Genomic DNA, 20,386 nt, shown 5'->3' on the forward strand with positions numbered 1-20,386 from the left:
CGTTCTCTCCTCTTGGTTGCTTTTGGTTGTTTATGGTGAAGCCACGCGTGTATGGCGGTTTACCGGGACAGGTAAGCCCAGATGCTCCCGCAGCGTGCTGCCCTCGTACTCTGTCCTGAACAACCCGCGATTCTGAAGTTCAGGGATTACACCGCCCACAAATTCATCCAATCCACCCGGTACATAAGGCGGCATAATATTAAACCCATCGGCGGCATATCCCACGAACCATTGCTGGATGTGATCTGCAATTTGCAGAGGCGTGCCCGTCACAATGCGGTGCCCACGCGCTCCGGCAACCTCCTTGTACAGCTGGCGCAACGTGTACCCCTTATCGCGTGCAAGCTTGAGCAGCAGTTGAGGACGACTCTTTCGCCCGTCCGCTTCCGGAATATCCGGAACCGGTTCATCCAAAGAATAAGCCCTCATATCATACTGAAATCTCTCTGACAAGGAGTCGTAAGCGAAGGAGTCATCAATAAAGCTTTGCAAATATTCATATTTTTCATGAGCTTCCTTCTCTGTGGCACCGATAACCGGAAGCAATCCTGGCATGATGTGTAGATGCTCAGCGGTACGACCGTATTTGGGCAGTTGTGCTTTCAGATGACTGTAGAACTGCTGTGCATCCTCCAAGGATTGCTGTGCCGTAAACACCACTTCACCAATCCGGGCAGCGAGATCCTGGCCCGGGCCAGATGATCCTGCCTGAATAATGACTGGATGGCCTTGAGGACTTTGCGTGACATTAAGCGGCCCTTTTACGGAGAAAAATGTGCCTTCATGATTCAGCTCATGCAGCTTGCTCTTGTCGATGTACTCTCCCGTTTCTTTATTCACAATGTAGGGCTGCTGTTCCCAGCTATCCCACAGCCCTTTGACGACCTCGACAAACTCCGCAGCGCGTTCATACCGCAAATGATGATCCGGGTGATCTTCCCGCGAAAAGTTTTTGGCCGCTTCAGGTGATGAGGTTGTGACAACATTCCATGCTGCTCGCCCCTGGCTCAGTTGGTCCACAGATGCTAACAAGCGGGCGATATTAAAAGGATCGTAATATGTCGTTGAGGCTGTGACAGCAAGACCGATCCGGCTGGTGACCGTAGATAAGGCAGCCAGCAATGTAATCGGCTCAAAACGGGCGATGACGGATGCCGCAGCATCGGGAGACGTGATCAGACCATCAGCGAGAAAAACCATATCCAGTTTGGCCCGCTCGGCTGTTTGAGCCAGTTGCTTGATTAATTCAAAATTTTCACTTCCCGATTGGGCATCTTTGTGCCGCCAGCCCGATGTATGGTGACCGGCAGCCTGAATGAACAATCCGAATTTCAGTTTTCTTCCTTCGCTCATGTATGAAGAACTCCTTTCCCCTTCTGTAACTTGGCAGCAAATTGATTCGTCGGCCGAGATAGACCGAGATTCTCACGCAGGGTTCTTCCCTCATACTCCGTATGGAATAATCCTCTGCGTTGGAGCTCAGGCACGACAAGGCGAGCAAAATCCTCCAGCCCGGTCGGCAACTGCTGCGGCCGGATTACAAAGCCGTCACAGGCTCCCTGACTGAACCATTCCTCCATCTCGTCGGCAATCTGGACAGCCGTCCCGGCAAAGGTACGGTGGCCATTGCCCCCGGAAGCCCTTTCGATCAATTGGCGAATCGTCAGCTTTTCGGTTTCGATCATATTTTTCATTAATTCAAACCGACTCCGGTTCTCATTAATGGTGGCAGGGTCAGGCAACTGCGGAACCGGACCATCCAGCGGATAGGCGGACAAATCCACCTTCAGTCGGTTAGACAACCGCTGTAGCCCAAGCTCGGGTATAACCGACTCGCGCAGCTCAGCCTCCTTCTCTCTCGCCTCAGATTCGGTAGCTCCGACGATCAAGCTAAAGCCCGGTACGATTTTGACATCCTCCGGATTACGTCCGTATTTCTCCACTCTCGATTTCACGTCAGCATAGAACGCCTGTGCATCCTTTAACGTCTGCTGGGCCGTGTAGATCATTTCTCCCGTCCGGGCGGCCAGTTCCTTCCCATCCTCCGACGAACCCGCCTGTGCCAGCACCGGATAGCCCTGCGGAGGGCGTGGAAGATTCAGCGGACCTTCGACCGAGAAGCGCTCGCTTTTATGGCGAATCGCATGGATTTTGTCCGTATCGGCATATAGTCCCTCGTCTTTGTTAAACAGCAGCGCATCGTCTTCCCAGCTATCCCACAGCTTGGTCGTCAACTGTACAAATTCCAAGGCCCGTTCATAGCGCTCCGTATGCTCAAAATTCTGCTCTCTGCTGAAATTCAGATGCGTGTTGCCGATGCCTGTCGTCACAATGTTCCAGCCTGCACGCCCCTGACTCAAATGATCCAGCGAAGCAAACAGACGGGCTGTGTGAAAAGGTTCTGTATAAGAAGTAGATACCGTAGCCACCAATCCTATGCGCTCCGTTACCGCAGCTAAAGCCGCCAGCAGCGTATACGGCTCCAGACGGTTTAATGCCTGATGCTTGACTTTCTCGCCCAACTCGTAAGAATCTGCCAAAAATATCGTATGGAATTTGGCTTGTTCTGCAATAAGCGCCATCTTCTTATATAAAGAAAAATCTGTTACCCCCGCCGGCTCTGCCAGAGGATGCCTCCACGCGGTTTCATGAAAGCCTGTACTATTCATAAAAAAATTCAAAATCATTTGACGTTGATAACTCACTTTCCCTCACCTCACACTCTGGTTCATTTGAGTTTCCGCATTTGTTCCTGTATGTGTTGCTTACATCGTCACTCACATTGGAAAATGGCAGGCTACGCCATGCCTGTCTTTATGCTGCTCGAAGACTGGAATCTGACTTTTGCAAATATCCTGAGCCATTGGACAACGAGTATGAAAGCTACAACCGCTTGGCGGGTTGATCGGACTTGGAATGTCGCCCTTCAACAAAATCCTCTCCTTGGTTTTCCGTGGATGAGATACAGGAATGGACGACAGTAATGACTTCGTATACGGGTGCTTGGGGTGAGCAAACAGCTCATCCCTCTGCCCCATTTCAACGATCCTGCCCAAATACATGACAGCTATATGTTCACTGACGAATTTAACGGAGGCAAGACCGTGAGCAATGAAAATATACGTTAGCTGATATTCCTTTTGCAGCCTTTTCAATAGATTTAAAATCTGAGCCTGAATCGAAACATCGAGCGCCGAAACCGCCTCGTCACAAACAATCAGCTTTGGATTTAGCGATAATGCCCGGGCGATTCCGATCCGCTGCCGCTGTCCACCACTGAATTCGTGCGGATACCGATTCAGATGATGCTCTCCCAAGCCGACAATTTCCATCAATTCGCTAATTCGCTTTCTTAACTGCAATCCTTCTGTTTCCCCGCGAATGATCAGCGGCTCTGCGATAATATCCTTAATTTTCATTCGTGGATTCAGAGAAGCGTAAGGGTCCTGAAAAATGAGCTGCAAATCGGCACGAACATGACGCAATGTCTTACCGCTCATCCCTGTCAATTTACGCTGGTCGAACCAGACTTCACCGCCTGTCGGCTCCTGCAATTGTAAAATCATCTGTCCCAGCGTCGTTTTCCCGCTACCTGATTCACCGACAATACCCAGCGTCTCCCCCCGGTTAACCGAAAAGCTAAGACCGTCCACCGCTCGAACATAACCGGTTTTGCGTGATAACCATCCTGTTTTTACTGGGTAATATTTTTTCAAGTCCTTGACCTCAAGCAAAGGCTTCTCTTCCGAAATGGCCAAGCTCATAGCACCTCCCCTTTAGCGCCGGGATAAAAGCAACGCACGACATGACCTGCCTCCACCTGTTCCAGCTCTGGCTTGTCCAACATACATCTGGTTGTCGCCACAGGACAACGTGATTGAAAGGCACACCCTTTCGGAAGCTGCGACAGTTGAGGTACTGTCCCGGGGATCGAATATAATTCCTCCTGATATCCATCCATTTGGGGTAGCGAATGCATCAGACCTATCGTATACGGATGAAGCGGACGGTCAAACAAATCAACTGCATACGCTTCCTCCACAATTTCACCGGCATACATTACCGCAACCCGGTCTGCCATTTCAGCCACCACGCCCAGATCATGAGTAATCCAGATGACGCCCATCTCCAGCGTGTCGCTCAGTTGTCCGATTAGATCCATGATTTGCGCCTGAATGGTTACATCCAGTGCCGTTGTAGGCTCATCCGCAATGAGCAGCTTGGGGTGGCAGGACAAGGCGCTCGCAATCATGACTCGTTGTCTCATACCGCCCGATAATTGATGAGGAAAATAATGAATGACCTTTTCGGGATGGGAAATGTCGACCAGTTTCAGCATCTCGATGCTTTTGAGCCTGGCCTCCTGTTTACTCAATCCCGTATGAGTTCGTAGTGATTCCGAAATTTGGCTGCCGATCGTAAACACGGGATTCAGCGAAGTCATAGGCTCCTGAAAAATCATCGAGATTTCGTTACCGCGAATTTTACGCATTTCTTTGGGCTTCAGCTCCAACAAATTACAGCCTTCCAGTACAATTTCGCCGCCTACGACCTTCCCCGGCCGATCTATCAATCCAATGATGGACAACGAGGTCACGCTTTTGCCGCTGCCTGATTCACCGACAATACACAGCGTTTCTCCCTTGGCTACATGGAACGATACCCGATTGACTGCCGGGACCACACCAGACTTCGTCATGAACGAGGTCTGTAAATCCTTGACCTCCAGCAACATTTCCGGCATTCTATCTCTCCTTTCCTGCCTATGCCGAACCATCAACTGACCTGCTATACATCCAGCTTGGGATCAAGCCAATCCCTTAGCCAATCTCCGACAAATATAATGGCGAGCACGGTAATCGTAATAGCAATACCCGGAAAAGTAGCCACCCACCAGCTTGTAGCCAAATACTGGCGCCCGTCACTCAACATTCCTCCCCACGATACGGCAGGCGACTGAATGCCCAATCCAAGGAAGCTCAAAGCCGCCTCGGAAATAATCACCCGGCCTATGCTAAGCGTAGAAATGATAATAAAAGAAGAAATCACATTAGGCAGCACATGTACTCGTATGATTCGGAAATCATCAGCACCGGCCACTCTTGCCGCGCGTACATAATCACGTTCGCGTACACTCAGAACCTCACTCCGTACCATTCTTGTATAGCTCACCCAGCCCGTTATCCCAATGACAAAAATCAGCGTTCCCACTCCCTGCCCGAGCACCAGCATGAACAACATCATAAACAGGATCGTGGGTATAGCCAGAAAGGCATCTACAATCCGCATAATGAACGCATCCACCCAGCGGCCGTAATATCCCGAGATCAGTCCTAGAGTAATGCCAATAGCACCCGAAATACCTACGGAACAGAAACCCACGATTAGCGAGACACGCGACCCGTACACGATTCGGCTCCAAATATCTCTGCCCAAACTATCTGTCCCCAGTAGAAATTCAGTCGTTCCTCCTGCTATCCATGCCGGTGGCAACAACTTCCGCGCGATGTTGGTCTGAGCCGGATCATGAGGGGCAATCACGGGTGCAGCCACAGAAATAGACACAATAATGACAAGAACAATCAGGCCCAGAATGCCTGTCTTGCTCTGAAACAGATAGCTCAGACCCCTCCTCAGCAATCCTTGTGTACCCACGCTTTGTACGGGCAAAGCAAGAGCAGCCTTGGATTGTACAGATTCAGACATACTCATACCACCCCATTCCCTTTTTATCCGACTATTCTTTCAGCTTAATATCATCTGCATAGAACATCTCGTCCACACGTGGAGTAAGCTCCACCCGGTTACTGACACCATAATTGAACTTGTTCTGGTACAAGAAAATTCGAGGGCGATCCACCGCCAGAATCTCCTGTGCTTTTTGGTACTGCTCTGCTCTCTTCTGATCATCCAGATTGGTAGCAGCGTCTTTCAGAAGCTTGTCGACCTCCGGGTTGCTATAATCGGTCTGGCCTTTGGCATTTTCCGTTGTAAATACTTCCAGCGGAAGTGGTGACTCAAACATGGAGTTGCCTTTACCCTGGAGCGCCAGTTCCTTAAAGGTATTGGAGTTATCCCGTTGTTTATATTGCGTCTGTTCCAGAATTTCAAGCTTCACCTTGAAGTTGACCTCTGTCAAATATGCAGCGATCGTCTCAGCGACCTCCTTCGTACTGGCCGGACTGCTCAACGTCAGCTCCACCCCATTCGGATATCCTGCTTCCACCAATAATTGCTTGGCACGTTCAGGATTATAGACATTCGTATTGAACAGCTTGGGTTCATGTCCCAGGATACCCGGGCCAATCGCCTCCTGTGTGGGAACTCCTGCCCCACCAAGTACATTGTCTACGAGTCCCTTCTTATCAATAGCCAGCTCAATAGCTTCCCGCACTTTGGGATTAGCGGTTACGACTCCGGGTGTCTGACGCACCAGCAAGCTTTGGACCCGCGCGCTATCCTTATCAGTATAGTAAGTTGATCCGCTATCCTGTACACGCTGGATATCCCCCGGCGGGATGATGACAGCAATATCAATAGCGCCTGTCAACAGCTCGGATATACGGGTCGTGGATTCAGGAATCGTACGGAACACCAGACGATCCCATTGGGGCTTGTCTCCGTAATAGTCTGTATTTTTGACCAACTCCACACGGTCGTCCTTAATCCATTTATCCAACTTGTACGGGCCTGTGCCCACCGGATTTCGGATGAATCCTTCTACACCCTGTTTTTGAAAATAAGCTGCTGGCAGGATCCCTGAGCTAATTCTGCTTAAGCGACCCAACAGAATCGGGTCAGGTCCTTTCGTAATGATGTCCACAGTATAATCATCAATAACGTTCACCTGCTGGATACCGGAATAAGATGAATAATCCACGAGCGATTTATCTTTGGCTACGCGCTCCAGTGTAAACTTCACATCTGCGGCGGTGAATGGATCTCCGTTATGAAACTTGACTCCCTTCCGCAGCTCGAATCTCCATGTCTTGTCATCCGTCCGCTTCCAGGATGTAGCGAGCCCCGGTAGTTTTTTTTGTGGATCATTGCCATCCTTCTTCACCAAATATTCAAATATATTGACATGAATTGATTCTGTCTGCGTATTTCCATGATCATGGATATCGAACGTTACGTTATCAATCGTGTTGCCGATCGTCAGCGTCTTTTCCTGTACCGATCCGTTCGTACTGGTGCATCCCGTCACCGCCAAAACTAACATCAGCCATACCCAAGCTATTTTCCGCATCCTCTTCTACCTGCCTCTTCTATTTTTCTTCGAGTTCCCCGAAAACTTATTTTTTCCACTTGTTTAGTTGGTTTAAAATTTAAAAAAATAGAGCCTTCGCTATTATTCATTGTACTTAATACGAGGATCCAGAACTTTATAGGCAATATCCGTAATGACCGTGATCAGAATGACCATAATGGCTACTACGAATACCGAAGCCTGAATGATCGCCATATCATGAGTATTAATCGCCTGCACAATCAGTTGCCCCATGCCGGGCCAGGAAAATATAGTCTCGGTCACCAGTGATCCACCCACCAAATTAGTGAATTGCAGCCCGGTTATCGTCACCACCGGAATTAATGCATTGCGGAGGGCATGCTTGTTAATCACGATCATTTCCCTAATTCCTTTGCTTCGAGCGGTTCGGATATAGTCCTGTCCGATGATTTCCAGCATACTGGAACGGATTAATCGGGTCATTTCCGCTGCTATCCCTGTCCCCAATGTAATCGCCGGTAAGATCAAATGAGACAAGCCCCCTCTTCCAGATACCGGAGTCCAGCCCCAATGAACAGCTACGACCAGAATCAGCATGATGCCTACCCAAAAATTCGGCATGGCTTTACCCAGTACGGATACACCCGAAATGAAGATATCAATGAAGGAATTACGCTTCACCGCAGACCATATCCCCAGAGGAATAGCGAGACAGCAAGCAATAATCATCGATGCAACCGCTAACTCAAAGCTGGCAGGCAACCTCTCCAGAACGATAGGCAACGCAGGTTCACTGTAACGGAAGGAAGTACCAAAATCCCCTTGTACCAAATTAGACAGAAAAATATAATACTGCACATACAGCGGCTGATCCAGACCAAGCGCCTCCGTCAATATCCTCCGATCCTCAGCTGTTGCCGTATCTGGTAGCATCATCGCCACCGGATCACCTGTTATATGCACAAGAATGAATACAATCAGTGTGATAATAAAAAGCACCGGTACCACTTGCAGCAACGTTTTTCCAATATACTTACTCACGGATTCACATCCTCTATCAACTAATTCCGGCCTTCCTTCTCATTCGCCTCCATCGAATATAATAATATTAAATAAACTTTACTCATAGGTTTAATGAGATTTTAGATTAAAAATAACGCCCTATTCCAGCCGACTGTATAGACGGTCAAAATAGTGCTGCCTCCGTTATGCTTACTACTACTGTAATATAGAAACCATATCCGTTAAAATCGAATTTTCTGATGCCCCGCCATATCAAATAGCTATGACAGTTCTTATCCATCACCGTATGTTCTGAAAATCCAGATCTTTGACAAAGCTCACAAAAGCCTTCACCACGTTCAATTGCAACGACTCCCCATGGTAAAACATCCACGTATTGCGGTGGACAGGCTTCCCTTCCTGATTCTTCATTTCCACCTTCGTAATATCCTCTTCATCAAAATACATACTCGGCATAATCGCATAGCCCAGACCATTCATGACCATCTCCCGACAGGCGTCCACCTGATCTACTTCCATACCTACCAAGGGAGGCACCGAATAATTCTCAGCCCACCAGTTGTCTATGGATGCTTTCAATACATAATCCGTACCATAGTCAATTCGGGGTCGATTGGGCAGATCGCTCAGATCAATTTCACTTTTAGAAACAATGCACAGGGTGTCCTGAAATAAAAAATGCTTCTCATCTTTCCATGAATAACCCCCCCGGATAAAGCCAATATGAATATCTTGATTAAAAATCAATTGATGGATTCTTTTACTCTGCCCCGCTATGACTTTGAATTCGACATCAGGATAACGCTCCTTGAACATTTTCAGAACCTTGGGCAGCTTATTTTTAGTGAAAAAGAAGCCCGCTCCCAGCCTTAACGTCCCAGTAACCTTCTCTTCCATATTGAGCAGATCATCTTTTATCTTTTGATATTTTTTCAACATTTCTTCGGCAGTCAGCGCCATATATTCCCCTTGGGGAGTGAAATTAACCCCCCGCCTTCCCCGCTGTACAATCGTAATGCCGAACTCCTTTTCAATATGCTGGAGCCGACTGGTCAAAGCAGGCTGTGACATAAACATGCTCTGGGCTGTTTTCGTAATATTTTTATGTGTATATAAAGCCTGTAATAGATGCCAATCCCGGTCTTCCATACCCATTCCCTCCTTCTCCCATTCTACTTCCAGTGCCCAATCGTATGTATTCTTCCTCCTCTGCGACATACGCTTTTTCCCCACACTATACCAAACCGTCATTCCGAAAAACAACAAAAAGACCCTCCTACACTGAATCTGCAAAAGGGGCTTCTACTCTAGTTTTCATTTTTGGGGTCATTGGGTGTGCAATCCCATCATCAATCCGAGGTTCCCCCTATGAAGCTTTTAAAGTCGTTCCTTACCTTAGCGCGAAGTCAGCTTAGCCAAATTTTGCAGTCGTACCGGGAAAGAGGTAGACAGAGCGAAACCATAGTCGAACAGCTTCCGTGTCTGCTCGAAGCGTTCCTCCTTGCTCGGTGCCCCCAGCACTACAGCAACCAGCCTTCTGCCATGCTGTTCGGCTGTACCAGTGAAGCAATATCCCGCATCGCTGGTGTATCCCGCTTTCAGTCCATCCGTTCCTGCGTAAGAGTAGGGTCCCGCCAAGGAAGGCAGCATCCAGTTCGTATTACTAATATAGATGCCCTTATCCTTCAATTCCATCTGCGTACGGCTGGACGTTCTCAAAATCTCCGGATGCGACGTAATAAGGTAGGAGGCCAGCTTCGCCGTATCGCTTGCCGTCATTTGCGTTTCTCCCCGAATATTCTCGGGATGGTTAGGACCCAACTCACTCTGCCCCGCTCCTGACGCATTGCTGAATTGGCTGTAGGACGTCAATCCAATCTTAGCCGCCTTATCGTTCATACGCTTCACAAAAGCCGGTTCACTGCCTGCTGAGCGCTCCGCCAGTGCCACAGCCGCGTCATTAGCCGAATACACAACCATGCTCTGGAACAGTTCGGACACCGTCAGCCTTTCACCATATCGGAGTGACAGATTTACACCACCTACTGTACTTGCGTAACGGCTGATTTTCACTTCATCATTCCAGCCCAACCGCCCGGCACGAATATCCTCCAGCACCAGCAGCTCGGTCATGAGCTTGGACATATTTGCGGAAGGCATAGGCGTATCGCCATTCACATCCATCAACAATTCTCCCGTCTGCATGTCCATCAGCACCGCAGCTCCTGCATCCACATCCGGCTTACCGACCAGCAGCCTTGGTCCAAGTGTAATAAAAATCAATATAATAAGTACCGGGACAACAATAGCCCAACGTAACCAGTATTTTTTCATCATCGTAATAACCCCCATACTTTATTAGACGATGAAAAATCCATTTTGTCTGCAACTTTTCGAAAAAAAGATACAATTTTTTTGTCTTTTACATTCCACAGCAAAAAACCCGCCAATTCCTGCTTGCAGGCTGACAGATTTTTATAAGTCAAATGATTCAAAAAGGCTTTCTACTATGTTTCTAGGCAAAATGACAGGCCACAAAATGCTGATCGCCCGCATCCCGATACGCTGGAATTTCCGTTTTACAACGGGCCTCCGTCATAGGACAACGTGTATGGAACTTGCAGCCTGACGGCGGATTCGCCGGGGAAGGAATGTCCCCTTTTAGCACAATCCGTTGTCTCTTGATCGTAGGATCGGGAATGGGAACCGCCGACAGCAGCGCCTTCGTATACGGATGAAGCGGATTGCGGAAGAGCTCCTCTTTGGAAGTTAACTCCACCATCGAGCCTAGATACATCACACCGATACGGCTGCATAGATGCTCGACCACACTCAGATCATGCGAGATGAACAGATAAGTCAACTGCCGTTCCTGCTGCAAATCACTTAACAAGTTAATGATCTGAGCCTGAATAGACACATCAAGTGCAGATACTGGCTCGTCAGCCACGATAAAATCAGGATTCAAAATCAAAGCCCGCGCAATCCCGATCCGCTGACGCTGACCGCCAGAGAACTCATGCGGATACCGATCATAGTGATAGGAGGATAGCCCGCAGATATCCAGCGTCTCGTTCACCTTTTTCCGCAGCTTGCTACGGTCAATCAATCCGTGATCCAGCAGTGCTTCCCCGATGGCTTCACCTACCTTAATTCTCGGATTCAATGAGCTAAAAGGGTCCTGAAAGACAATTTGCAGCTTCGGACGAAGCGCACGAATCTGCTCCTTGCTTAACGCATGCAAGTCCTCTCCCTTGTATCGCACTGATCCCTCTGTCTTATCCATCAGTCTGAGAATCGTACGCCCAATCGTGCTTTTGCCACAACCGGATTCTCCTACCAGACCGAAGGACTCTCCCTTATGGATGTTAAAAGACACATCATCGACCGCTTTCACATGTCCCACGGTACGCTGAAAAATCCCGCCTGTGATCGGGAAATATTTTTTCAGACCTTCCACTTGAATTAAAGGCTCGCTCATACCCGTTGCCCTCCTTCTTCCTCATATAGCCAGCAGGCAACCTTATGACCGTTCTTCTTTTCGTGCAGGGGAGGGGCCTGATCCTTACAGATTTGCATACAATGCGCACACCGATCATGAAAATGACAGTTTTCCTCCAGCTCAATCGGGTTGGGAACCTGACCAGGGATCGAATACAGCCGATCAATCTTCTGATTAATGACGGGCTTCGCCTTCAATAACCCTTGCGTATATGGATGCTGCGGATTCTTGAACAGCTCAATGACGGGGGCCTCTTCAATCACGTTCCCGGCATACATGACGACCACATAATCGGCCATTTCAGCCACTACACCTAGATCATGCGTAATCAGCATAATAGACGTTTTGAGTTTATCCTTCAAATCCCGCATCAGATCGAGAATTTGCGCCTGAATCGTAACGTCCAGTGCCGTTGTCGGTTCATCCGCAATGAGCAGCTTCGGATTACAACTCAGTGCGATAGCAATCATGATCCGCTGGCGCATACCACCACTCAGTTCATGCGGATACGAATGAAATATTTCCTTCGGACGCGAAATACCAACCAGATTGATCAGCTCAATCGCCCGGTTATGTGCTTCCTTTTTACTCATTAATGTATGCATCAGCAGCGGCTCGGTAATCTGTTCTCCAATGGTGAGCACTGGATTCAGCGAAGACATCGGCTCCTGAAAAATAATTGAAATGTCATTGCCGCGAATTTGTTGCATCTGACCTTTATTCAGCGTTAACAGGTTTTTGCCCTCAAACCAGATTTCACCGTCCGAGGTGTGTGGGGAATCAATCAGCCGCATCATCGTCATGGCTGTTACACTTTTGCCGCAGCCGGATTCGCCTACCACACAGAGCGTTTCACCCTCACGTATTTTAAAACTGACGTCATTGACCGCTTTGACAGTTCCGCTAGAGGTATGAAAGTGGGTTTTCAGGTTACGAAATTCAATCAAAGCATTTTCCATAAACGTTCGTCTCCTACTTCTTCATTTTAGGATCCAGTGCATCGCGCAAACCGTCGCCAATCAGGTTAATTGCTACAACCGTAATCAAAATACACATTCCTGGTGGAACCCATATCCAGGGCCGTTTGCGGAAGTCGATCAGATTGTTCGCAGCCGAAATCATATTTCCCCACGAAGGTGTGGGCGGCACAACGCCGATCCCCAGATAACTGAGCGCTGACTCCGTGATAATCGCCCCGGCCACCCCGAGCGTAGCTGTAACTATAATAGTAGGAATCGTATTCGGCAGCAGATGACGGAATATTTTGCGGCGGTCTCTCAAGCCGAGCGCTTCCGTCGCTTGCATGAACTCCTGTTCACGCAGCGTAAGAATCTGTCCCCTGACCAGACGGGACAAGCTCGTCCAGCTCAAGACCCCGATAATGAGCATCAGAAAATAAATCCGGTTCGCTGGATCAACCTTTAAATCGGACAGAACGGCACCTAAAATAATCAGCAGCGGCAATGTAGGCAATGCCATAAAAATATCGGCAATCCGCATAATGATCGTATCCACGCCTTTACGATAGAATCCTGCCAGTGCACCCAACGTCGCACCGATCACAACCGAAATAAACGTGGCCACCAACCCCACCGTCAAAGAAATACGGCCAGCCAGCATCGTACGCAGCAAAATATCTCTGCCAAACTTATCCGTACCGAGCCAGTATTGGGCATTCGGGGCTAAATTTTTGTCAGATAGCTTGTAATCATCCAGATGATAAGGTGAAATCATCGGCCCAAATATGCAAATGATCACCATAAGAATCAATATAATGAGTCCAGCTAAAGCCAAATGGTTCTGGTTAAAACGGCGAACGGCGATTCTCCATGGAGACGCTTCAGGACGGATCGCCGCCTTTTGATTGGTTTCAATCGTGACTGTTTCTGCGGGCAATAGTATCCCTCCTACTTCAAGCGAATTCTTGGATCTGCCATGCCATACAATACATCCGAGAGCAAATTACCAATGAGCGTAAGGACCGCCAGAAAAATAGTGAAGCCCAGCATAAACGGATAATCCCGCATACTGATCGACTCCAGATAAACCTGACCCACACCTGGCCACACAAACACCTTCTCCAAAATCATCGCCCCGCCAAATAAGGCGGGAAGCTCAAAGCCAAGCAGCGTGATAGCTGGAATCAGTGCGTTGCGCAGAGCATGCTTGAAAATAACCGTCCGTTCCTTCAAGCCCTTAGCGCGTGCGGTGCGAATATAATCCTGACGAATAACCTCCAGCATACCTGTACGGAAATACCGGGTTAGACTGCCTGTGCTCAGCATCGTAAGAACGAGCGTTGGCAGGAACATGTGCTTGAGAACATCCACGATATAAGCCCATGAGCCTGGCTCCATTCCTGCAGTTGTCATGCCGCCAACCGGGAAAATACCCCATTCCAGTGCAAATATTTTGATCACCAAAAGACCGATAAAGAAAGACGGCAGCGACATGCACAAAAATATGAATAGCGTGACGAATTTATCGAATAACGAGTATTGGAACTTGGCTGAAAATACCCCGGCAACAACTGCAATCAGCCAGCTAAAAATAAGACTGAAAAAAGCGATAATAAAAGAGTTCCATACATAATTGCCAATGACCTTCGTTACCGGCTGCTTATGCTGTAATGAATCCCCCATATTACCCTTCAGCATATTACCCGCCCATATAAAATAGCGTTGGTACTCCGGCTTATCCAACCCGTAGATATGTCGTAGCTGCTGTGCCTTTTCGGCGGTCATATTCGGGTTCTGCTTGGCTGTAATATAATCACCCGGCACCATGGCTGAAATCGCAAATACGATAATGGATATGCCAATGAGTGTGGGGATGAGTTGCAGCAGTCTTCGAATAATATACTGCTTCATAATCATTCCTCCAGACAAATAAAGAATTGATATGCCCAGCCCGTGAGAGCTGAGCATACGATTGGCAACCCTTATTGAGCGAGCTGAGCGTTATACAGACTGAATTCAAAATCTTTGTATGGTGTAATTTCTAAGCCGGATACACGCCCATTAACTGGCCACATATCTCTGCGCTGATACATAAAAATGGCTGGCAAATCCTTGTTCAGCTCTTGATAAAGCTCCTTGTAAATCACTTTACGTTTCTCTTGATCCAATTCCTTTTTACCCGCAATCGTCAGCTCATCGACCTTTTTATTGGAGTAGCCAACATCATTTTGTGAGCCGTTGGTCAGGTAGACCGTTGTATCTGGATCAGGTGTCAATCCCCAGGCGGCAAAGAACATATCGAACTTGCCCGTATCTTTTTTATCCATAATCGCGTTAAAATCCAGTGTTTCAGAATTCAGCTTAATGCCCAGTTCCTTGTAGTTGTTGGACATAATCGGCAGCAAGGCCTCTACTACTGGATTATCCGCAGTCGCTGAGAAGTTAATGGTAAACTTTTCACCATCCTTCTCACGGATACCGTCCGCTCCAACCTTCCAGCCAGCCTCATCCAGCAGAGCCTTTGCTTTAGCGGTATCAAACTCATATTTGTTAATGCCTTCATTCGTATAAGACCAGGCTTCTGTAGACTGTGGAATGTTAATGACGTTCGCATACGGACCGTACACCCCTTCCACAATCTCCTTCCGGTTCAAACCAATGGTCAGAGCTTGGCGCACCTTAGGGTCCTGAAATTTCTTTTCTTTGTGATTAAATGCAATATATCCGTAGCCGTTGGTCGGCATAATATTCACGTCCAGGAAGCCCAGAGATTTCAATTCCTCTACGTTATCTTCTGTAACCGTAACATTGTCTATATCGGTCTCACCCGTTTGCAGCATAGACAAGTTGGTTTCGTCTGTCGTGGTTTTGAAAATAACCGATTTTACCTTCGGTGCGCCCTTGAAGTAGTTTGGATTGGCTTCAAGTACGACTTGTTGACCCGGGGAGAAGCTTTTCAACACATACTGCCCGGAGCCGATTGGCTTATTATTAAGCGCCTTGATGCTGTCCAGGTTGCCCTTTTTGAAACCTTTTCCATAATAAGCTTCTGGCATGAAGTATTGCTCACCCAGAAAATCCTTTGTATAAGCTGTTGCTTCTGTAACGGTTACCTCTACCGTATTATCATCAATGACCTTGATACCGGAGATATCATTCGCCTTGCCATCATGATATTCCTTGCCGCCTTTAATTTTGAAGGACAGAATATCGGTTTCTCCATCGTAATTCGGATCATGCAGTACCTTCAGGACAAAAGCATAATCCTTCACCGTTACTGGTGTCCCGTCACTATACTTCACACCTGGCTTCAGGTGGAACGTGTATTTCAAGCCATCCTGAGATACATCAATCTTGTCAGCCAAGCTATTTTCGTATGTACCATCCGCTTTCACCTGTAAAAAGGAATCAAATAACGTTCTGACTACATATAGATCGTAAGTTGTTTGCCAGAACAACGGGTTAAATACCCCTTTAGGTGATACCATACCTACCACAATGTTATCCTTCCGGTTCGTAGCACCAGGCGGATTTTGCGTCAGATCACTTGCTTTAATAACACCCTCCGTGACTTGTGGGCTGCTTTCTTTACCCTCTGTTTTATTATCCGTATTGCCCGGCTGTGCTTCATTAGCACCTCCGCTACATCCTGCAAACAGAACACCAACGATCGTAAGCGCCATAAGCAAAGAAACCCATTTCTTCGTTTGCACCATTCTATTCATCCCCCTTAGTCGGTTCTTTTATTTAACAGCCTGTCTCTTTCCTGCGTTGATTCGTTAAAGCTTGAGGTTTGAAAATGATATCTGTGCATCCTCCTTACCGTTACCAATGATAGCGTAAACACGTGTTTTAGACCTTTGGTCAATTTAGGGTTCTGATAACCATTATATTTTTATTAAGGCTTATCTTAAGTGTAAATTAATATCACGTCAATATCTTTTTTTGTGTAATGTAAAAATGCAAACTATCTTTTTTTGTAAAGTTTATGAATTTTATTTCAAAAAATTACCGATAATATTAGTTACCATGTAATATAAAATAACATTTCAGAAATCTAAATGTATACTCTGGCGAGTTGGGGGAACATGCGATCACAAATGCGACTAGAAAAGCCGAGCTAAGCATAATGGTTAAACATGGATTGTATTATTAGTAAGTTACAATACATGGGACTTGTTGTCAATAAGAAAAATCATAAAAGAGGCGCTCCCGAAATCGGGAGCGCCTCTTTTTCTCTTCCATGAAACTACTATTCAGTAGTGTAAGGAAGCAATGCGATTTGACGGGAACGTTTAACCGCGATTGTCAACATACGTTGATATTTCGCGCTTGTTCCAGTCACACGACGAGGAAGAATTTTTCCACGTTCGCTGATGAATTTTTTAAGCAGGTCTGTATCTTTATAGTCAATGTGAGTAATTTTGTTCACAGTGAAGAAACATACTTTACGACGTTTGTTGCGACCACCACGACGAGCTGGTCTTTTGTTATCGTCTCCGCCTTCTCTTTGTCTGAAGCCCATTCTTTGTCAGTCCTTTCCCAATTAAAATGGTAGATCATCATCCGAAATATCGATCGGTTTTCCGTCATCGGAAAAAGGATCCTGATTGTTTCGCGAGTTATTATTCCCGCGTCCACTATTGCTGTTACCGCCTCCGAAAGGAGACTCCTCACGCGCAGCTCCACCGCTATTGCCGCCACCGTTACCGCTATCGCGGTTAGATTCCAGGAAACGCACATTATCAGCTACAATTTCAGTCACGTATACACGCTTTCCTTCATTGTTCTCATAATTACGCACCTGAACACGGCCTTCAACAGCCGTTAAACGACCTTTGCGAAGATAGTTAGCGCATGTTTCAGCAAGCTGACGCCAGGTTACGATCGGCAAGAAATCCGCTTCCCGTTCGCCGCCTTGACTCGTAAACGGACGGTCTACAGCCAGGGTGAACTGGGTTACTGCTACACCAGACGGTGTATAGCGCAGCTCCGGATCTTTGGTCAAACGACCGATCAGAATGACACGGTTCAACAATCCAATCCCCTCCTTTGAGCGTTGTTCATTACATAATCACGTACAATAATTAAGCTACGTCGTTCGTAATGAGATAACGAATTACTTCGTCAGAAATTTTCATGATACGCTCAAGCTCAGCAACTACAGCAGGTTCTGCTGTGAAGTTTACCAGAACGAAAGAACCATCACGGAATTTCTTAATCTCATACGCAAGACGGCGTTTAGTTACATCGTGACTCGTAATTTCGCCACCGCCGTTGGAGATGATACCTTGGAATTTATCGACTGCCGCTTGAACAGCTTCTTGTTCAATGTCAGGACGAATAATGTACATCACTTCATATTTGCGCATTCTTTACACCTCCTTATGGACATAAGGCCCTCAATCTCGGTTGAGAGCAAGGAACGAGCCTAAACTCGCACTAAAACAGTTTACCAAATCGAGCAGCTGATTGCAACCTGCAATTGAGTTCATGTGTTGTACATCAGCTAAATCAGCTTCATACATTCCATTCTTCACGATTTTATATGTACAGTAAGATTTATCTATATATAGGAAAGAACTCGGTTTTTTTCTGACATTCAGTGTGCTTGTTCCCGGATGTTTCTGCTCATATCGGCGCACAATAACCGTTGCAGTTCAATCCAAGTAGTAAAGGAGGAACAACCTTATGGGTGAAAAAACCGAATTTGAGCCAGGTGACAAAGCACCAAATGACGGCGTGTATATGGAAGTGGGCGAGAAAAGCTTTCATACCGAAATTCAAAACCCGCAGCAAGTGACACTGGAAAGAGGCGAATCTTTTCCGGAGACGACCAACCATAATCGCAAATGGAAGAAAAAAACGAAAGCCCGCGTTCATTAATGTATATTTTCTCGACATTCGGGCCATATTATAATCAGGCGATACAACAGAGAGGTGTGGTTCCGTTGGATGACGTAGCCGAACAAACTGTTAGGAGATCCATTCCGGGCATTAGAAGCGTTAGGTTTGTGTAAAAGGACTCTGTCTTTTCAACACTGGTATTGCTTGTCAGTACACCGAGTTTCGTGATGTGATTGGACAGATCGTATCCTGTTAAAAATGTATCGCCTACGATGGAGGACCTTTGAGGTCCTCCTTTGTTGCATTATCGGACTTTTTGCATATACTGGTAAAATGCAGATTAATCCGGCTCCTTCTGCTAGAATATATCCAAGTACAAAGACCTACTTTTACGGAGGTTTTAAGATGAGTTATTCTCGAATATTAAAGTGGATATCAGGTATATTCGAATTGGTGCTTGCCGTACCGATTGTAGGAGGAGCTATTGTCATGGGGACCGGTTACTCGGCTCTGGGATTCATGCTTATCCTGCATGCAGTAACACTCATCCTGTCGTTACGCAATCAGGAAGCGATCTACGGCTCTGTATGGGGGATATTGACCTCTTTGCTGGCCTGGATCCCCGTAGTGGGCTGGATACTACATTTGATCGCAGCCATCCTACTGATGATCTCCGGCTCGAAAAAAACAAAACGCTATAACTACCCGCCAAACCAGCTATAACAACAAAATATGCTCCTGACGGTACTTATTTTCCTGCTGTCAGGGGTATTTTTTTGCTGTAATGACACCTCAGAAGAACATCCTAACCCTTGTCTTTTACAAGATTCAGTTGTATGTCTCCCCTTCCTTGTAGACACAGTAATTCATCGAACAGAAAAGTAAGCCCGCTCTTGTCCCTCCAGCTTCTGATGATGTCAGTTACTACCTCCATCAAATCACGCCGAATCCCCACTGCCAGTTGTAGTCCTGCACTATCTCCATCGATGAACAATTGTGTATGCTCCGGCTGACCTAACTTGCGAACCTGACGCAGGCATAGCACACCATTGTCCAGATAGAAGAAGTAGCATCCTTTATAAAGTACTCCCTCGAATATCTCATACATATGCGGCAAATCATACGGCCCGTATACCATCGAAGCCCATTCCAATCCCAACGATTTACTCATACATCCGTCCTCCTTTTCTTCCTCTAAACGCCTTAGCTCCTAAAATAATAGGGACTATTTTTTTAATTCGTACGCTTATACGTACAACATTTATCTTTATTATATTGTACGCTTATGAGTACAGTCAACGGGTTTTAAAATAAAATAGGAGTGTGTGGAATGAAGGTAAAGATAATGCTCGGCGAGTTAATCAAAGCAAGAGGGATTTCCCTAAACGAATTGTCTCACAAGACTGGTGTCCGTAGAGCAGCTCTATCTGAACTGGCGAATGAAAAGAGAGAAAATATAAACTTCAAACATATCGAGGAAATCGCAGATGCATTAGGCATTACAGACATTCGTGAAATAATCACACTCATAGATGAGGAATGATATAAAAGCCCCGTCAAATTGACGAGGCCTATCCTTTGAAAATTAGTTAAAATCTTCTCCATCCCTTTTAAGACCGCTTGGGCGTGTCGGTTGGGTGTTCCGACCTCAGCAACTAATTTTATTATATATAGAAAAACATTTAAAAAGTTAACGTCGCCCCCAGCTAAAAATTCAAACCTTGAGTGTCCAATTATAATGTGAACTACTCCAACTCCTATATCATCATCGTCTAACCTATGGGATACGTGATTTTAACGTTAAATTAGGTCCTGATCTGCGGT

Annotated in this window: 21 protein-coding genes; 3 read left to right on the top strand and 18 right to left on the bottom strand. The window is 46.8% G+C overall.

The features are described from left to right. Nucleotides 1-30: 30 nt before the first annotated feature. The 17 genes from ABIA61_RS16790 to rpsF all read right to left on the bottom strand — a co-directional run bounded on the left by ABIA61_RS16790 (nt 31) and on the right by rpsF (nt 18,087). Nucleotides 31-1,353 carry an LLM class flavin-dependent oxidoreductase gene (locus ABIA61_RS16790; RefSeq protein ID WP_283654003.1) on the bottom strand — a complete coding sequence of 441 codons (1,323 nt, stop codon included), beginning with the start codon at nt 1,351-1,353 and terminating at the stop codon, nt 31-33. Continuing rightward, a complete protein-coding gene (locus tag ABIA61_RS16795) occupies nt 1,350-2,687 on the bottom strand; it encodes an LLM class flavin-dependent oxidoreductase (RefSeq protein WP_404580133.1) in 1,338 nt (445 codons plus the stop codon). Before ABIA61_RS16795 ends, ABIA61_RS16790 begins: the two co-directional genes overlap by 4 nt. Before the next feature lie 90 nt (nt 2,688-2,777). Continuing rightward, complete coding sequence (locus tag ABIA61_RS16800; protein ID WP_283654004.1) at nt 2,778-3,764, bottom strand: ABC transporter ATP-binding protein; 987 nt, start codon at nt 3,762-3,764, stop codon at nt 2,778-2,780. Then, nucleotides 3,761-4,744 carry an ABC transporter ATP-binding protein gene (locus ABIA61_RS16805; protein WP_404581033.1) on the bottom strand — a complete coding sequence of 328 codons (984 nt, stop codon included), beginning with the start codon at nt 4,742-4,744 and terminating at the stop codon, nt 3,761-3,763. Before ABIA61_RS16805 ends, ABIA61_RS16800 begins: the two co-directional genes overlap by 4 nt. A 44-nt stretch (nt 4,745-4,788) precedes the next feature. Further along, nucleotides 4,789-5,706 carry an ABC transporter permease gene (locus tag ABIA61_RS16810; RefSeq protein WP_283654006.1) on the bottom strand — a complete coding sequence of 306 codons (918 nt, stop codon included), beginning with the start codon at nt 5,704-5,706 and terminating at the stop codon, nt 4,789-4,791. A gap of 31 nt (nt 5,707-5,737) precedes the next feature. Then, nucleotides 5,738-7,249 (bottom strand): ABC transporter substrate-binding protein, encoded by a 1,512-nt coding sequence (locus ABIA61_RS16815; RefSeq protein ID WP_283654007.1) that lies wholly within the window; start codon nt 7,247-7,249, stop codon nt 5,738-5,740. A gap of 102 nt (nt 7,250-7,351) precedes the next feature. Next, complete coding sequence (locus ABIA61_RS16820; protein ID WP_404581034.1) at nt 7,352-8,272, bottom strand: ABC transporter permease; 921 nt, start codon at nt 8,270-8,272, stop codon at nt 7,352-7,354. 261 nt (nt 8,273-8,533) lie between these two features. Continuing rightward, the gene (locus ABIA61_RS16825; protein ID WP_404521423.1) at nt 8,534-9,403 is read right to left on the bottom strand and encodes a LysR family transcriptional regulator; all 870 of its coding nucleotides are present in this window, start codon (nt 9,401-9,403) and stop codon (nt 8,534-8,536) included. 246 nt (nt 9,404-9,649) lie between these two features. Further along, a complete protein-coding gene (locus ABIA61_RS16830) occupies nt 9,650-10,591 on the bottom strand; it encodes a D-alanyl-D-alanine carboxypeptidase family protein (RefSeq protein ID WP_283654009.1) in 942 nt (313 codons plus the stop codon). Between the two features lie 178 nt (nt 10,592-10,769). Further along, nucleotides 10,770-11,735: an ABC transporter ATP-binding protein gene (locus ABIA61_RS16835; protein ID WP_404581036.1), complete on the bottom strand. Its 966-nt coding sequence runs from the start codon at nt 11,733-11,735 to the stop codon at nt 10,770-10,772. After that, on the bottom strand, nt 11,732-12,715 hold the full coding sequence (locus ABIA61_RS16840; RefSeq protein WP_283654011.1) for an ABC transporter ATP-binding protein: 984 nt from the start codon (nt 12,713-12,715) through the stop codon (nt 11,732-11,734). Before ABIA61_RS16840 ends, ABIA61_RS16835 begins: the two co-directional genes overlap by 4 nt. 13 nt (nt 12,716-12,728) lie before the next feature. After that, nucleotides 12,729-13,652, bottom strand: coding sequence for an oligopeptide ABC transporter permease (gene opp4C, locus ABIA61_RS16845; protein WP_283654012.1), 924 nt, complete (start codon nt 13,650-13,652; stop codon nt 12,729-12,731). 11 nt (nt 13,653-13,663) lie between these two features. Then, the gene (locus ABIA61_RS16850) at nt 13,664-14,626 is read right to left on the bottom strand and encodes an ABC transporter permease (RefSeq protein ID WP_044648137.1); all 963 of its coding nucleotides are present in this window, start codon (nt 14,624-14,626) and stop codon (nt 13,664-13,666) included. 71 nt (nt 14,627-14,697) lie between these two features. Further along, a complete protein-coding gene (locus ABIA61_RS16855) occupies nt 14,698-16,431 on the bottom strand; it encodes an ABC transporter substrate-binding protein (RefSeq protein WP_404581037.1) in 1,734 nt (577 codons plus the stop codon). 536 nt (nt 16,432-16,967) lie between these two features. Continuing rightward, nucleotides 16,968-17,240 (bottom strand): 30S ribosomal protein S18, encoded by a 273-nt coding sequence (gene rpsR / locus ABIA61_RS16860; RefSeq protein ID WP_013312800.1) that lies wholly within the window; start codon nt 17,238-17,240, stop codon nt 16,968-16,970. A gap of 21 nt (nt 17,241-17,261) precedes the next feature. Beyond that, nucleotides 17,262-17,753: a single-stranded DNA-binding protein gene (gene ssb / locus ABIA61_RS16865; protein ID WP_283654014.1), complete on the bottom strand. Its 492-nt coding sequence runs from the start codon at nt 17,751-17,753 to the stop codon at nt 17,262-17,264. A gap of 49 nt (nt 17,754-17,802) precedes the next feature. Beyond that, the gene (gene rpsF / locus ABIA61_RS16870) at nt 17,803-18,087 is read right to left on the bottom strand and encodes a 30S ribosomal protein S6 (RefSeq protein WP_014278989.1); all 285 of its coding nucleotides are present in this window, start codon (nt 18,085-18,087) and stop codon (nt 17,803-17,805) included. 319 nt (nt 18,088-18,406) lie between these two features. On the opposite strand from rpsF, the gene ABIA61_RS16875 reads away from it, so the two are divergent. Together ABIA61_RS16875 and ABIA61_RS16880 are read left to right on the top strand one after the other, a co-directional pair. Further along, the gene (locus ABIA61_RS16875) at nt 18,407-18,601 is read left to right on the top strand and encodes a YjzC family protein (protein WP_283654015.1); all 195 of its coding nucleotides are present in this window, start codon (nt 18,407-18,409) and stop codon (nt 18,599-18,601) included. 366 nt (nt 18,602-18,967) lie between these two features. Next, nucleotides 18,968-19,285, top strand: coding sequence for a hypothetical protein (locus ABIA61_RS16880; protein WP_283654016.1), 318 nt, complete (start codon nt 18,968-18,970; stop codon nt 19,283-19,285). 82 nt (nt 19,286-19,367) lie between these two features. Here ABIA61_RS16880 and ABIA61_RS16885 read toward each other — a convergent pair whose 3' ends face one another. Then, entirely contained in the window at nt 19,368-19,733 is a 366-nt protein-coding gene (locus ABIA61_RS16885; RefSeq protein ID WP_283654017.1) for a hypothetical protein, read from the bottom strand. Between the two features lie 159 nt (nt 19,734-19,892). On the opposite strand from ABIA61_RS16885, the gene ABIA61_RS16890 reads away from it, so the two are divergent. After that, a complete protein-coding gene (locus tag ABIA61_RS16890; protein WP_192513185.1) occupies nt 19,893-20,105 on the top strand; it encodes a helix-turn-helix domain-containing protein in 213 nt (70 codons plus the stop codon). The last annotated feature ends 281 nt before the right edge of the window (nt 20,106-20,386 follow it).

Source organism: Paenibacillus sp. RC21, assembly GCF_044907935.1.
GTDB classification, from domain to species: Bacteria; Bacillota; Bacilli; order Paenibacillales; family Paenibacillaceae; genus Paenibacillus; species Paenibacillus terrae_A.

What these genes read in the sequence shown, in the direction of transcription:
- ABIA61_RS16855 (WP_404581037.1), bottom strand. Translation starts at nt 16,431, where the DNA reads ATGGTGCAAACGAAGAAATGGGTTTCTTTGCTTATGGCGCTTACGATC.
- ABIA61_RS16825 (WP_404521423.1), bottom strand. Translation starts at nt 9,403, where the DNA reads ATGGAAGACCGGGATTGGCATCTATTACAGGCTTTATATACACATAAA.
- ABIA61_RS16835 (WP_404581036.1), bottom strand. Translation starts at nt 11,735, where the DNA reads ATGAGCGAGCCTTTAATTCAAGTGGAAGGTCTGAAAAAATATTTCCCG.
- ABIA61_RS16880 (WP_283654016.1), top strand. Translation starts at nt 18,968, where the DNA reads ATGAGTTATTCTCGAATATTAAAGTGGATATCAGGTATATTCGAATTG.
- rpsF (WP_014278989.1), bottom strand. Translation starts at nt 18,087, where the DNA reads ATGCGCAAATATGAAGTGATGTACATTATTCGTCCTGACATTGAACAA.
- ABIA61_RS16850 (WP_044648137.1), bottom strand. Translation starts at nt 14,626, where the DNA reads ATGAAGCAGTATATTATTCGAAGACTGCTGCAACTCATCCCCACACTC.
- rpsR (WP_013312800.1), bottom strand. Translation starts at nt 17,240, where the DNA reads ATGGGCTTCAGACAAAGAGAAGGCGGAGACGATAACAAAAGACCAGCT.
- ABIA61_RS16890 (WP_192513185.1), top strand. Translation starts at nt 19,893, where the DNA reads ATGAAGGTAAAGATAATGCTCGGCGAGTTAATCAAAGCAAGAGGGATT.
- ABIA61_RS16790 (WP_283654003.1), bottom strand. Translation starts at nt 1,353, where the DNA reads ATGAGCGAAGGAAGAAAACTGAAATTCGGATTGTTCATTCAGGCTGCC.
- ABIA61_RS16805 (WP_404581033.1), bottom strand. Translation starts at nt 4,744, where the DNA reads ATGCCGGAAATGTTGCTGGAGGTCAAGGATTTACAGACCTCGTTCATG.
- ABIA61_RS16875 (WP_283654015.1), top strand. Translation starts at nt 18,407, where the DNA reads ATGGGTGAAAAAACCGAATTTGAGCCAGGTGACAAAGCACCAAATGAC.
- ABIA61_RS16830 (WP_283654009.1), bottom strand. Translation starts at nt 10,591, where the DNA reads ATGATGAAAAAATACTGGTTACGTTGGGCTATTGTTGTCCCGGTACTT.
- ABIA61_RS16840 (WP_283654011.1), bottom strand. Translation starts at nt 12,715, where the DNA reads ATGGAAAATGCTTTGATTGAATTTCGTAACCTGAAAACCCACTTTCAT.
- ABIA61_RS16810 (WP_283654006.1), bottom strand. Translation starts at nt 5,706, where the DNA reads ATGTCTGAATCTGTACAATCCAAGGCTGCTCTTGCTTTGCCCGTACAA.
- ABIA61_RS16885 (WP_283654017.1), bottom strand. Translation starts at nt 19,733, where the DNA reads ATGAGTAAATCGTTGGGATTGGAATGGGCTTCGATGGTATACGGGCCG.
- ABIA61_RS16795 (WP_404580133.1), bottom strand. Translation starts at nt 2,687, where the DNA reads ATGATTTTGAATTTTTTTATGAATAGTACAGGCTTTCATGAAACCGCG.
- ABIA61_RS16800 (WP_283654004.1), bottom strand. Translation starts at nt 3,764, where the DNA reads ATGAGCTTGGCCATTTCGGAAGAGAAGCCTTTGCTTGAGGTCAAGGAC.
- ABIA61_RS16815 (WP_283654007.1), bottom strand. Translation starts at nt 7,249, where the DNA reads ATGCGGAAAATAGCTTGGGTATGGCTGATGTTAGTTTTGGCGGTGACG.